We start from the raw sequence: 12,554 nt of genomic DNA on the forward strand, positions 1-12,554 counted from the left end.
AGCAGCCGGCCAGCTTCTACCCCGGGTGAAGGTAAGGAACAAGACCCGAGGAGCACACGATGACCAAGGTGACCACCGGCGCGACCATGTCCCTGGACGGCTACATCGCGAACGCGTCGCACGGCGGGTTCGAGCACCTCTTCCAGTGGTACGGCAACGGCGACGTGGAGACGCCGACGGCCCACCCCGACATGACCTTCCGTACGTCGGCGGCCAGCGCCGAACACCTGCGCGCGCTGATCGAGCGGACCGGGGCGCTGGTCGTCGGCCGCACCCTGTTCGACCTGACCAACGGCTGGGGCGGCCGGCACCCGATGGACGTGCCGGTCGTCGTGGTGACCCATCGGGTGCCCGACGGCTGGGACGCCGAGAGCGAGTCGTTCGTGTTCGTCACCGACGGCATCGAGCGGGCGGTCTCGCGGGCACGGGAGCTGGCCGGGGGCAAGGAGGTCGGGGTCAACGGCGGGACCATCGCCCGGCAGGTGCTGGAGGCCGGGCTGCTCGACGAGGTGCACGTGGATCTGGTGCCGGTGCTGCTCGGGGACGGGATTCCGTTCTTCTCCGGGCTGGGGATCGGGCCGGTGCAGTTGGCGGGACCGTTCCGAGTGGTCGAGGGGAACGAGGTCACCCACCTGGCGTACCGGGTCCCCCGGTCTGCCTGATCCTCCTTTGCTGTTGCCCCGGCTTTCGAATCATTGCGGAGGCCGGGGCAGCCCCCACCCTCCACCGCCATCGGGGGCGTGGTCAGATCGAACGGTACATCCGCTGTGGGTTCCAGATCCTCGACGACAGCGACCTGACGCCGGCGCTCCGGGACATCCGCCGCCGCGAGGCCGACACCGACGCCGAGGGCCGCCGCGCCTTTGGCGGCCAGCCCAGTTCGCCAAACGAGCACCGCCGTCACCACAGCGCTGGTGACTCAGGCCAGCCAGACGGTGCGTGTGACTTTCGCACTCGCCGGCAACCCCCACGTTCAGGGCCGGGCACAGATCCGGCACAAGTGAGCGCGAGTAACGGCGAAAGACGCCGGAAGCCAATGGAAGGCGTTTCCGCAGGCCAGGATCTGTGTCGGGAGTAGCGCGCAAGGCTGGAAAGCCGAGGCTCTTACTTCCAGCGAAAGTGCACGAACAACCGGCCGAAGTTCTTCGAGTCCTTCTCGACCCGGTGGTAGAGCTGCTTGACGTCCTTCTGGTCGAGGAAGCGCAGCACCTTCTTCTTGAGCTGCCCGGAACCCTTGCCCGGGATGATCTCCACGAGCGTGGCCTTCTTCGCCACCGCCTCGTCCATGATCCCGCGCAGCGCGCGGTCGATGTCGTGGCCCCGGTTGTAGATGTCGTGGAGGTCGAGCTTGAGCTTCACCCGTCCATCCTAGGTACCACGAAGGGCAGCCCGCCCGGGCTGCCCTTCGTGCGTCAGCGACCGCCGACCTTGCCCTCGACCCGCCGCAGCGCGGTCGTATAGTCGTCGTTGGTCGAGTACATGGCCGCCGCGATGCGCAGGTGCCGCAGCGCGTCGGTGTGCCGGTTCATCCGCTCCAGCGTCCGCCCCAGCACGTGGTGCGCGTAGTGGTCGCTCGGGTCCCGGTCGACCAGCTCGCGCAGCTGCTCCTCGGCCCGGGTGAGCTGGGCCGACTGGAAGTACGCGCGGGCCAGCAGTTGGCGGACCGAGGAGTTGCCGGGCTCGGCCTCGACGATCGGCTCCAGCAGCCGGGCCGCTCCGGTCGGGTCGCCCGCCTCGAAGAACATGGTCGCCCGCCGGTACTCCGCCAGCAGATCCATCGCCCCCACCCCCTCGTCTCCCGCCGCCATTGCCCCGACGCTGGCACAACATCAGCAGTACCGCGACTGTTCCCCGGGGCGCCGGCGGGGTCAGCGGGTGGGGTCGTAGCGGTACCCCACCAGGTCCCAGGCGCGGACACCGCCGACGATCCCGGCCGTGTTGGGTACGACCACGACGTCGTCGCCCATCCGGGCCAGTTGCTCCGGCCGGATCAGCCGGGAGTTGCCGCCGCCCAGGTAGAGCCGATCCCAGTGGAACACCGGGCGCAGCCCCTCCACCACCTGCCGGATCCGCCGCGACCAGAACGCGTCGCCCAGGCGCCGGCGTTCCGGCTCCCCCACGTACGTGTCGTAGGTGGTGTTCCAGCGCACCGGCGCGTGCGACAGCTCCAGGTGCGGGGCGAGCATCCCGCCGTCGAAGAGCGCGCTGCCCAGCCCGGTGCCCAGGGTCAGCACCAGCTCGCAGCCCGTCCCGGCGACCACCCCGGCACCGTGCACCTCGGCGTCGTTGAGCACCAGCGCCGGCACCCCGAACGCCTCGGCGAGGGCGCTGCGGGCGTCGTACCCGGACCACTCGGCGAGCAGCCCGGGGTCGATTTTGCTGCGCGGGCCCGACCGGGTCACGTAATGCGGCGTCGCCACCACCACGCCGTGCCGGATCATGCCCGGCATGCCGACCGTCACCCGGTCCGCCGCCGGCAGCCGCCCACCCAGCTCCACCAGCGTCTTCGCGAACAGCGCCGGCGGCAACGGGTACGGCGTGGGCACCCGCAGCGGGCGGGCCCGCATGGTGCCGGCGCCGTCCAGCACCGACGCCTTGATCCCGCCCCCACCGCAGTCGATCGCCAGAGTGGTCACCACGGGTGTGAGTCTGCCTCGTGATCGGCGGCCGTGCCGCCGGGTGCGGCGATCGGTCCGTCCCGGCACCCGGGGAAACCCGCCGGCCGGCGCGGGGCCCACCGGTAGGCTCGGCCTTCTCATGAGCGCCACGATGATCGTCAAGGACCTCTCCGCCGGCCACGGTGACCGGCTGCTCTTCGCCGACCTGGAGCTGGTGGTCGCCCCGGGCGACGTGGTCGGCCTGGTCGGGATGAACGGCGCGGGCAAGTCGACGCTGCTGCGTACCCTGGCCGGACTCCAGCCGGTGGAGCGGGGCGGCGTCTCGCTCAGCCCGCCCACCGCCACCGTCGGCTACCTGCCGCAGGAGCACGAGCGCCGGCCGGGCGAGACGGTCGCGGACTTCCTGGCCCGGCGTACCGGGGTCGCCGCGGCGCAGGCCGCCCTGGACGCCGCCACCGAGGCGCTCACCGCCGGGGCGCCCGGCGCCGACGACGCGTACGCCGAGGCGCTGGAGCGCTGGCTCGGCCTCGGCGGCGCGGACCTGGCGGAACGCGCCGAGCAGGTGGCCGCCGAGCTGGGGCTGGCCGTGGACCTGGCACATCCGATGACCGCCCTGTCCGGCGGGCAGGCGGCCCGGGCCGGCCTGGCCTCGCTGCTGCTCAGCCGGTACGACGTCTTCCTGCTCGACGAGCCGACCAACGACCTGGACCTGGCCGGGCTGGAGCGGCTGGAGCGGTTTGTCACCGGGCTGCGCGCCGGCACCGTGCTGGTCAGCCACGACCGGGAGTTCCTCACCCGCACGGTCAACCGGGTGCTGGAGTTGGACCTGCCCCAGCAGCAGATCCGGCACTACGGCGGCGGCTACGCAGCGTACCTGGCGGAGCGGGAGGTGGCCCGCCGGCACGCCCGGGCCGAGTACGACGAGTACGCCGACACCCGCGCCGACCTGGAGGCCCGGGTCCGCACCCAGCGCGCCTGGATGGAGAAGGGCGTGAAGAACGCCCGGCGCAAGGCCACCGACAACGACAAGATCGGCCGCAAGTTCCGGGCCGAGGCCACCGAGAAGCAGGCGGCGAAGGCCCGGCAGACCGAACGGCTGATCGAGCGGCTGGAGGCGGTCGAGGAGCCGCGCAAGGAGTGGGAGCTGCGGATGGAGATCGCCGCCGCGCCCCGCGCCGGCGCCGTGGTGGCCGCGCTCCGCGACGCCGTCGTACGCCGGGGCGGTTTCACCCTCGGCCCGGTGACCCTCCAGATCGACTGGGCCGACCGGGTGGCGATCACCGGGGCGAACGGCTCCGGCAAGAGCACGCTGCTCGGGGCGCTGCTGGGCCGGCTGCCGCTGGACGCCGGCCAGGCCACGCTGGGCCCCGGGGTGGTGGTCGGCGAGGTCGACCAGGCCCGCGGGCTGTTCCTCGGCGACGAGCCGCTGCTCGACGCGTTCCGGCGGGCCGTACCCGAGCTGTCGCCGGCGGACGCGCGGACGCTGCTGGCCAAGTTCGGCCTGCGCGCGGCGCACGTGCTGCGCCCGGCGGCGACGCTCTCCCCCGGTGAGCGGACCCGGGCGGCGCTGGCCCTGCTCCAGGGCCGCGGGGTCAACCTGCTGGTGCTGGACGAGCCCACCAACCACCTGGACCTGCCCGCCATCGAGCAGCTCGAATCGGCACTGGCCGGCTACCGGGGCACCCTGCTGCTGGTCACCCACGACCGGCGGATGTTGGAGGCGGTGCACGTCGACCGGCGACTGCGGGTGGACGCCGGGCGGATCACCGAGGGCTGATCTGTGCCGGCGGGGCCACCCGGGGTGACAATGACTCCATGCTCAAGTGGGAGTACGCGCTGCTGGTCCGCCGCCGCCAGGCCGCGTCGACCGACATCGGCTGGGAGATCGTCTTCATCTGGTACGGCCCGGACGGCTCGATGGTGGACGTCACGCCGTACGGCGACACCGCGCTGGCCCACCTGAACCGGGCCGGTGACCAGGGCTGGGAGCTGGTGGCGATGAGCGAGGACCCGTCGCTGGCCGGCAACAGCGAGCTGCACCGGTACCACCTCAAGCGGCCCAAGCCGCCCGCGCCGCAGCCCCGGCAGCGGATGCGGTCGGCCGGCCGTACCACCCGGCGGACGATCGCGGGCTGACCGGGCAGGCATCGGCCGCCGGTGGCATATCGGGCGAGGATGCGGGTAACGGGCGGCGGGAGGTGGCCCGGATGGTCGCGATGGCACCGCACCCACCCTCAGTCGAACGGCTGCGGGCGGTGGACGGGTTTCTCACCGAGACCTGGGCCGAGCAGGTCCGGCACGACGAGCGGCTGCGCGGGACCGGGGTCGAGGTGCGGTTCGACCGTGGGGTCGCGCATGTGACCGGCGAGGCGGCCGACCCGGCCGAGCTGCGCCGGGTCCGCGAGCTGGTGGGCCGGCTCGCCGGGGTGTACGGGGTCTGGTGCCGGGTCCGGACAGCCGGCCGGGACCCGGTGGTGGTGGACCTGGGCTGCGGCGGCCAGAAGCAGTGGCCGGGCAACCTGGGCCTGGACATCTTCCCGGCGGCCGGGGTGGACGCGGTCGCCGACCTGTCCGGCTCGCTGCCGCTGGCCGACGACTCGGTGGACGTGCTCTTCGCGGTGCACATCCTGGAGCACCTGCTCGACTTCCTGCCGCTGGTGGACGAGTGCCACCGGGTGCTGCGGCCGGGCGGCGTGCTGCACGTGATGAGCCCCTGGTGGCGGCACGTCAACGCGGTGGCCGACCCGACCCACGTCCGCTTCCTGGACGTGCAGACGATCAAGGGCATCTGCGTCCAGCGCCCACCGGGAACCCCCCGCTGGTACCCCCTGCACGCCGGCTGCGACGGCGCCAGCATCTTCGCTGACCTGACCCCCCTGGCCCCCCAGGACCCACCCCCAGATCCCGCCCACCTCTCCCGCTTCTTCGACTGACAGCCCACCCGGCCCCGCCCCCACGCCCGCGTCAGTCAGGGGGTGGTGGATTCGCGGGGGATGAGGTGGTGGGGGGCGGTCAGTTCCTGGGGTGGGGCTTCGGGGTCTCCCGTCAGGCGGTTGGCCAGGAGGTCGACCGCGAGGCGGGCGATGCGTTCCTTGTCGGGGGAGATGGTGGTGAGGGTGGGCACGGAGAAGCGGCCGTCCTCTATGTCGTCGAAGCCGGCCACCGCCACGTCCTCGGGCACCCGCAGGCCGGCCTCGTGCAGGGCGCGCAGGGCGCCGAGGGCGAGGGTGTCGTTGAAGCAGAAGACGGCGTCGGGGCGTACGCCGGAGGCCAGCAGGTGGCGCAGGGCGGTCGCGCCGTCCGCGCGGTGCCAGGCCGGCGCGGGCGCCACCAGCCGCTCGTCGTACCCGATGTCGGCCTCGGCCAGCGCGGCGGCGTAGCCGGCCAGGCGCAGCCGCGCGCTGACCCCCTCCGGGGTGCGTTGGGCGCCGATCGCCGCGATCCGCCGCCGGCCCAGCCCGATCAGGTGCGCGGTGACCGCGTGCGCGGCGGCCACGTTGTCGATCGCCACATGGTCGGCGGGCCCGTGGTCGATCCGCTCCCCGAGCAGCACCATCGGCATGCCGGCCAGGCCGGCGAGGTCCTCGGCCGTCAGCGCCAGCGGGCTGAGGATCAGGCCGTCGATCAGGTGGTCGCCGATCCCGCCGGCCACCTTCCGCTCCTGCTCCGGGCCGCCGCCGGTCTGGTCGATCAGCACCGTCCAGCCGTGCTCGGCGGCGGCGGTGACCACGTGCCGGGCCAACTCGGCGAAGTACGGGATGTCCAGTTCCGGGACGGCCAGCGCGATCACTCCGGTGCGGCCCTTGCGCAGGTTCCGGGCGGAGAGGTTGGGCCGGTAGTTGAGCTCGGCGATGGCCTCCTCGACCCGGGCCCGGGTGTCCGGCCGGACGTGCAGGTAGCCGTTCACCACGTTGGAGACCGTCTTGACCGAGACCCCGGCCCGTTCGGCCACGTCCTTGAGTCTGTGTCGCACGGCCTCGTCCCTCCTGCGGGTTCCAGGTCAGGACTCTATCGTGTAACAGGGCCTTTACAACGTTGCTTACAACGTTGTAGAAACCTGGCGTACGGGTGATCGCAGTCACCCGACACAGGTGAGGAAAGGTGGCACCCCTTGCACGTCGCTCAGCTGACCATCGACCCGGCCTTCGCGATCGGCGCCGCCGATCGACGGCTCTTCGGCTCCTTCGTCGAGCACATGGGGCGCTGTGTCTACGGCGGTGTCTACGAGCCCGGCCACCCGGCGGCCGACCCACTCGGCCTGCGCCGCGACGTGCTCGACCTGACCCGCGAACTGGGCGTCTCCGTGGTCCGCTACCCGGGCGGCAACTTCGTCTCCGGCTACCGCTGGGAGGACGGGGTGGGCCCGGTCGGCGACCGGCCGCGCCGGCTCGACCTGGCCTGGAAGACCGTCGAGACCAACGCTTTCGGGCTGAACGAGTTCATGACCTGGGCCGCCGAGGCCGACGTCGAGCCGATGATGGCGGTCAACCTCGGCACCCGCGGCGTGCAGGAGGCCTGCGACCTGCTGGAGTACGCCAACCACCCGGGCGGCACCCAGCTGTCCGACCTGCGCCGCAAGCACGGCGCCGAGCAGCCGTACGGGGTGCGGCTCTGGTGCCTCGGCAACGAGCTGGACGGGCCGTGGCAGGTGGGGCACAAGACCGCCGACGAGTACGGCCGACTCGCCGCCGAGACGGCACGGGCGATGAAGCTGATCGACCCGTCGATCAGCCTGGTCGCCTGCGGCAGCTCCAACCGGCAGATGCCCACCTTCGCCTCCTGGGAGGCGACGGTGCTGGAGCACACCTACGAGCACGTCGACTACATCTCCGCGCACACCTACTACGACCCGTCCGACGGCGACCGGGCCAGCATTCTGGCCTCGGCCGTCGACATGGACAACTTCATCACCGAGGTGGTCGCCACCGCCGACCACGTGGCCGCCAAGCAACGGCAGACGCGCAAGCTCAAGATCTCCTTCGACGAGTGGAACGTCTGGTACCAGTCCCGCCTCCAGAAGGACCTGGACCGGCGCGGCTGGGTGGAGGCGCCGGCGCTGATCGAGGACGACTTCACCGCGGTCGACGCGGTGGTGGTCGGCGACCTGCTGATCACCCTGCTCCGGCACGCCGACCGGGTGGGCGTGGCCTGCCAGGCGCAACTGGCCAACGTGATCGCCCCGATCCGGACCCGCACCGGCGGGCCGGCCTGGCGGCAGAGCATCTTCCACCCGTTCGCCCTGACCGCCCGGTACGCCCGCGGCACGGTGCTGCGCACCGAGCCGGTCTGCCCCGACTACGAGACCAAGCGATACGGTGCCGTCCCGGTGCTGGACACCGTCGCCGTGCACGACGAGGAGTCCGGCGAGCTGACCGTCTTCGCGGTCAACCGGGGCGCCGAGGACCTGCCTCTCGACCTCGACCTCCGCGGGCTGCCGGGCCTGCGCGCCCTCGAACACCTGGCCCTCGCCGCCGGGGACGACCCGGAAGCGATCAACACCGAGGCGGAGCCCGACCGGGTGACGCCCCGGGCACTGCCCACCCCCGCCCTCGACGCCGGCCGGTGCTCGGTGCGCCTGCCCGCGGTCTCCTGGCACGTGCTGCGCTTCACCACCCGGCGCTGACCAGGGACCATTCCTTCCCGTCCCCCAAGGAGAAACCCCATGATCCAGAACGAATTGAGCCGACGGCGCCTGCTCGGCCTCGGCGTCGGTCTCGGCGCGGCCGCCTCGTTGACCCTCGCCGGCTGCGGCGGCGGCAGCGCCACCACGTCGGGCGGCGCCGCGGGCAACGGCGGCAAGGACTACACCGGGCCCAAGGTGGACCTGAAGCTGTGGAACGGCTTCACCGGCGGCGACGGCGACATCTTCAAGAAGCTGGTGCAGCAGTTCAACACCGAGCACCAGAACATCGCCGTGGCGGTCACCACGTACCAGTGGGACGACTACTACAGCAAGCTGCCGGGAGCGGTCTCCAGCGGCAACGGTCCGGACATCGCCGTCATGCACATGGACCAGCTGGCGACCTTCGCCGCCCGCGGCGTCATCAACGAGCTGGACGACGTCGCCAAGGCACTGGAGCTCAACGAGGGCGACTTCGCCCCGACCGTCTGGAAGGGCGGCCTCTACAACGACAAGCGGTACGGCATCCCACTGGACATGCACCCGCTGGGCTTCTACTACAACAAGTCGGTCATGCAGAAGGCCGGCCTCGACCCGGAGAAGCCCCCGACGACCAAGGACGACTACACCGCCGCGCTGGCCGAGCTGAAGAAGGCCGGCGTGCAGGGCTTCTGGGTCAGCCCCTTCCAGTTCACCGGTGGCATGACCTTCTATTCGCTGCTGCACCAGTGGGGCGGCACGCTCTTCGACGGCGAGGTGCAGAAGGCCACCTTCAACTCGGACCCGGCGGTCGAGGCGTGCACCTGGCTGGTCGACATGATCAAGCAGGGCTACTCGCCGGCCAACGTCGGTCAGGACGCGGACTACCTGGCGCTCAAGGCCGGCAAGAACGCGTTCAACTGGAACGGCATCTGGCAGATCAACGACATCGCCAAGGACCCGAACGCGCAGATCGGCGTCGCCCCCCTGCCGCAGATCGGCAGCCAGCCGGCGGCCTGGGCGAACTCGCACAACTTCACCATCGTCAAGCAGCGTGCCGCCGACAACAACAAGGTCTCCGGCGCGAAGGTCTTCATCAACTGGCTCAGCGAGCACTCGCTGGACTGGGCCAAGGGCGGCCAGATCCCCGCCCGCAAGGCGGTCCGGGAGGGCGCCGACTTCAAGGCCATCCCGAACGTCTCCACCCTGGCCGTGGAGCTGGACTACGCGGCGTTCCCGCCGGCCACCCCCGGTCTCGGCGAGGTCATCCTGACCTTCTACAACTCCTTCAACGAGGCGGCCCTGAACAAGAAGTCGCCGAAGCAGGCCCTGGACGACGGGGTCGCCAAGGCCAACAAGCAGCTTGAGGACAACCGCAAGAAGTACGGGAGCTGATCCTCCGTGGCGGACGTGATCGAGGTCGGGGCGGCGCGCGAGGAGGCGCCGCCCCCGGCGGGCGGGAAGGGCCGCCGGGGCGTGACGCAGCGGGGCAGCCGCGCGACCCCGTACCTCTTCCTCGCGCCGTATCTGCTGCTCTTCGTCACCTTCGGCCTGCTGCCGATCCTCTTCGGCCTGTGGCTGAGCGTGCACCAGTGGGACCTGCAACTGCCCAACCGGCCCTTCGTCGGGCTGGACAACTACCGGGACCTGTTCGACAGCGAGTCGGCGATCTACGGCGACTGGTGGTCGAGCGTCAAGGCCACCGCCATCTTCACGGTCTTCTCGGTGCCGCTGCTGGTGGTCATCCCGCTGGGGCTGGCGCTGCTGCTGAACCGGTCGTTCCCGGGCCGTACGTTCTTCCGGGCGGTGTACTTCGCCCCGTACGTGCTCGGGGTGGCGGTCATCGGCCTGCTCTGGCGGTTCCTGCTCGACGCCAACCTGGGCCTGGTCAACCGGCTGCTCGGCGCGGTGGGGCTGCCCGCGGACACCCCCTGGGTGACCGACGTGCCGTGGGCCTGGGTGTCGCTGGTCGGGGTGACCGTCTGGTGGACCTCGGGCTTCAACGCGGTGATCTACCTGGCCGGCCTGCAGGACATCTCGCCGGAGCTGTACGAGGCGGCGCGGGTCGACGGGGCGAACGGCTGGGACCGGTTCCGCAACGTCACCCTGCCGGGGCTGCGCCCGGTCATGCTCTTCGTGCTGACCACCACGATCCTCGCCTCGGCGAACGTCTTCGGCCAGTCCTTCCTCATCACCCAGGGCGCACCGGGTGAGGAGACGAGGACGGTGGTCTGGCGGATCGTCGACGAGGGCCTGCGGGACAACGACGCCGGTCGGGCGGCCGCGATGAGCATCGTCTTCGCGCTGGCGCTCACCGTGATCAGCCTGGTGAACTTCCGGTTCTTCCGGTACCGGGAAGACTGAGGGGCCCACGATGACGACTCTGCACCGTTCCGCGCGCTACGGGCTCCTGGTGCTCCTGGCCCTGATCTTCCTGACTCCGCTGGTCTGGATGGCCATCACCTCGGTGAAGACCTACGGCGACGCGCAGCGGATCCCGCCGGGCTTCCTGCCGAATCCGTTCTCCACCTACGGGTACGAGCAGATCCTGGGCAACACCGCCAACCCGGTGCTGCGCTGGTTCCTCAACAGCATGCTGGCCGCCACGCTGCACGCGCTGCTGGTGCTGGTGACGGCCTCGATGGCCGCGTACGCGCTGGCCCGGTTGCGCTTCCGCGGCCGGGGGGTCGGCTTCACGCTGATCGTGGGCACGCTGTTCATCCCGCCGACCTCGCTGATCATCCCGAACTTCGTGATCACCGACCGACTCGGCTGGCTGGACACCCTGACCGTGGTGATCGTGCCCGGTGCGGCCAGCGCCTTCGGGGTGTTCTTCCTGCGGCAGTTCTTCCTCTCCATCCCGGCCGAGTTGGAGGAGGCGGCGGTGCTGGACGGCGCGAACCACTGGCAGGTCTTCGCCCGGGTGCTGCTGCCGCTCTCCAAGCCGGCCCTGGCCACCCTCGCGGTGCTGTCGTTCCTGACCAACTGGAACGACTTCCTCTGGCCGATCTACGTGCTGTTCAGCCCGGAGCGGCTGACCCTGCCGCCGGGGCTGGGCCTGCTCCAGGGCGCCTACGTCACCGACTATCCGGTGATCATGGCGGGGGCGGTGCTGGCCAGCGTGCCGGTGCTGATTCTCTTCGTGGCGGCCCAGCGGCACATCATCCAGGGTGTTTCGCGCAGCGGCCTGAAGGGATGACCGCCCGTCGACGCGCGGCGGCGGCCGTCGCCGCCGCGCTGCTGGCCGCCGGTTGCGGTTCGGGAGCAGACCCATCGAGTACGGAGGAGGACGCCCGGATGTTCACCAACCCGGTCGTGGCGACCGACGCCCCCGACCCGCAGGCGATCCGGGTGGGCGACACCTGGTACCTGTTCCACACCAACAGCGGCGGCCGGAACGTCCCCGTGCTCACCTCGCCGGATCTGGTCGACTGGACCGAGGCCGGGGACGCCCTGCCGGCGCTGCCCGACTGGGCGGACGCGGGCAGGACGTGGGCGCCGGAGGCGATCGAGCTGGCCGCCGGCCGGTACCTGCTCTACTACACCGTCGCCGACCGCGCCTCCGGCCGGCAGTGCGTGGGGCGGGCGGTGGCCGACCGCCCGCAGGGCCCGTACCGGGACGACTCCACCGGGCCGCTGGTCTGCCAGCCGGAGTTGGGCGGGTCGATCGACGCCAGCCCGTGGCGGGACGCCGACGGGAGCCTCTGGCTGCTGTGGAAGAACGACGGCAACGCGATCGGGGTGGACACCTGGCTCTGGTCGCAGCGCCTCTCCCCGGACGGCCTCCAGCTGGTGGGTGAGCCGGCGAAGCTGCTGCGGCAGACCGAGCCGTGGGAGGGCACCCTGATCGAGGGGCCGTTCTTCCACCGGCAGGACGGGCGGCTGTACCTCTTCTTCGCCGCCAACGCCTACGACCGGGCCGACTACGCCGAGGGCTACGCGATCTGCGACGGTCCGGCCGGCCCGTGCCGCAAGGCCGAGGAGAACCCGATCCTGCGGACCAACGACGTGGCCGCCGGCCCCGGCCACGCCTCGCTGGTGGTGTCCGGCGGGCGCACCTGGCTGCTCTACCACGCCTGGCCGCCGGGGCAGGAGGGCAGCGCTGACCCGGGTCGGCAGGTCTGGCTGGACGAGGTGGTGTGGACCGACGGCCGGCCGGTGGTCAAGGGCCCCACCGCCACGCCCCAGCCCCGCCCCTGAGCGCCGCCCCCGCTCACCACCGCGCCTCTACCACCGCTCTGCCACGGCCACCGCTTCGCCGCCGCTTCGCCGCCCCCGCCATCGCACCGCCCCCGCCCCCGCCCCCGCCCCCGCCCCCGCCGGCGCCGGCGCCGGCG

Annotated in this window: 13 protein-coding genes; 9 read left to right on the forward strand and 4 right to left on the reverse strand. The window is 71.8% G+C overall.

From position 1 onward, the window contains the following. Window positions 1–59 precede the first annotated feature (59 nt). Window positions 60–662: a dihydrofolate reductase family protein gene (locus tag AB0H57_RS28390; protein WP_357511661.1), complete on the forward strand. Its 603-nt coding sequence runs from the start codon at window positions 60–62 to the stop codon at window positions 660–662. A 442-nt stretch (window positions 663–1,104) separates the two neighbouring features. Here AB0H57_RS28390 and AB0H57_RS28395 read toward each other — a convergent pair whose 3' ends face one another. The 3 genes from AB0H57_RS28395 to AB0H57_RS28405 all read right to left on the reverse strand — a co-directional run bounded on the left by AB0H57_RS28395 (window position 1,105) and on the right by AB0H57_RS28405 (window position 2,639). Beyond that, the gene (locus tag AB0H57_RS28395) at window positions 1,105–1,359 is read right to left on the reverse strand and encodes a Smr/MutS family protein (protein WP_046564396.1); all 255 of its coding nucleotides are present in this window, start codon (window positions 1,357–1,359) and stop codon (window positions 1,105–1,107) included. Between the two features lie 53 nt (window positions 1,360–1,412). After that, the gene (locus tag AB0H57_RS28400; protein WP_357511687.1) at window positions 1,413–1,778 is read right to left on the reverse strand and encodes a tetratricopeptide repeat protein; all 366 of its coding nucleotides are present in this window, start codon (window positions 1,776–1,778) and stop codon (window positions 1,413–1,415) included. A gap of 90 nt (window positions 1,779–1,868) precedes the next feature. Then, on the reverse strand, window positions 1,869–2,639 hold the full coding sequence (locus tag AB0H57_RS28405) for an ROK family protein (RefSeq protein WP_357511663.1): 771 nt from the start codon (window positions 2,637–2,639) through the stop codon (window positions 1,869–1,871). A gap of 118 nt (window positions 2,640–2,757) precedes the next feature. Here AB0H57_RS28405 and AB0H57_RS28410 point away from each other — a divergent pair, with 118 nt between their 5' ends. The 3 genes from AB0H57_RS28410 to AB0H57_RS28420 all read left to right on the forward strand — a co-directional run bounded on the left by AB0H57_RS28410 (window position 2,758) and on the right by AB0H57_RS28420 (window position 5,551). Next, on the forward strand, window positions 2,758–4,395 hold the full coding sequence (locus AB0H57_RS28410; protein ID WP_357511665.1) for an ABC-F family ATP-binding cassette domain-containing protein: 1,638 nt from the start codon (window positions 2,758–2,760) through the stop codon (window positions 4,393–4,395). Between the two features lie 38 nt (window positions 4,396–4,433). Beyond that, a complete protein-coding gene (locus AB0H57_RS28415) occupies window positions 4,434–4,754 on the forward strand; it encodes a hypothetical protein (protein ID WP_357511667.1) in 321 nt (106 codons plus the stop codon). A 71-nt stretch (window positions 4,755–4,825) separates the two neighbouring features. Then, a complete protein-coding gene (locus AB0H57_RS28420) occupies window positions 4,826–5,551 on the forward strand; it encodes a methyltransferase domain-containing protein (protein ID WP_357511670.1) in 726 nt (241 codons plus the stop codon). Between the two features lie 35 nt (window positions 5,552–5,586). Here the strand turns inward: AB0H57_RS28420 and AB0H57_RS28425 are convergent, their stop codons facing one another. Next, the gene (locus AB0H57_RS28425) at window positions 5,587–6,591 is read right to left on the reverse strand and encodes a LacI family DNA-binding transcriptional regulator (protein ID WP_357511672.1); all 1,005 of its coding nucleotides are present in this window, start codon (window positions 6,589–6,591) and stop codon (window positions 5,587–5,589) included. A gap of 138 nt (window positions 6,592–6,729) precedes the next feature. On the opposite strand from AB0H57_RS28425, the gene AB0H57_RS28430 reads away from it, so the two are divergent. From AB0H57_RS28430 to AB0H57_RS28450, 5 genes are read left to right on the forward strand one after another with little or no spacing between them, the layout of a single operon-like run. Further along, the gene (locus AB0H57_RS28430; RefSeq protein ID WP_357511674.1) at window positions 6,730–8,241 is read left to right on the forward strand and encodes an alpha-N-arabinofuranosidase; all 1,512 of its coding nucleotides are present in this window, start codon (window positions 6,730–6,732) and stop codon (window positions 8,239–8,241) included. A 39-nt stretch (window positions 8,242–8,280) separates the two neighbouring features. Next, window positions 8,281–9,612: an ABC transporter substrate-binding protein gene (locus AB0H57_RS28435; protein ID WP_357511676.1), complete on the forward strand. Its 1,332-nt coding sequence runs from the start codon at window positions 8,281–8,283 to the stop codon at window positions 9,610–9,612. Window positions 9,613–9,618: 6 nt separating this feature from the next. Continuing rightward, the gene (locus AB0H57_RS28440) at window positions 9,619–10,581 is read left to right on the forward strand and encodes a sugar ABC transporter permease (protein WP_357511677.1); all 963 of its coding nucleotides are present in this window, start codon (window positions 9,619–9,621) and stop codon (window positions 10,579–10,581) included. A gap of 10 nt (window positions 10,582–10,591) precedes the next feature. Beyond that, a complete protein-coding gene (locus tag AB0H57_RS28445; RefSeq protein ID WP_357511679.1) occupies window positions 10,592–11,416 on the forward strand; it encodes a carbohydrate ABC transporter permease in 825 nt (274 codons plus the stop codon). Beyond that, window positions 11,413–12,417: a glycoside hydrolase family 43 protein gene (locus AB0H57_RS28450; RefSeq protein WP_357511681.1), complete on the forward strand. Its 1,005-nt coding sequence runs from the start codon at window positions 11,413–11,415 to the stop codon at window positions 12,415–12,417. Before AB0H57_RS28445 ends, AB0H57_RS28450 begins: the two co-directional genes overlap by 4 nt. Window positions 12,418–12,554: the final 137 nt, after the last annotated feature.

Origin of the sequence: Micromonospora sp. NPDC050686, from assembly GCF_040654475.1 — a bacterium.
Taxonomy (GTDB): domain Bacteria; phylum Actinomycetota; class Actinomycetes; order Mycobacteriales; family Micromonosporaceae; genus Micromonospora.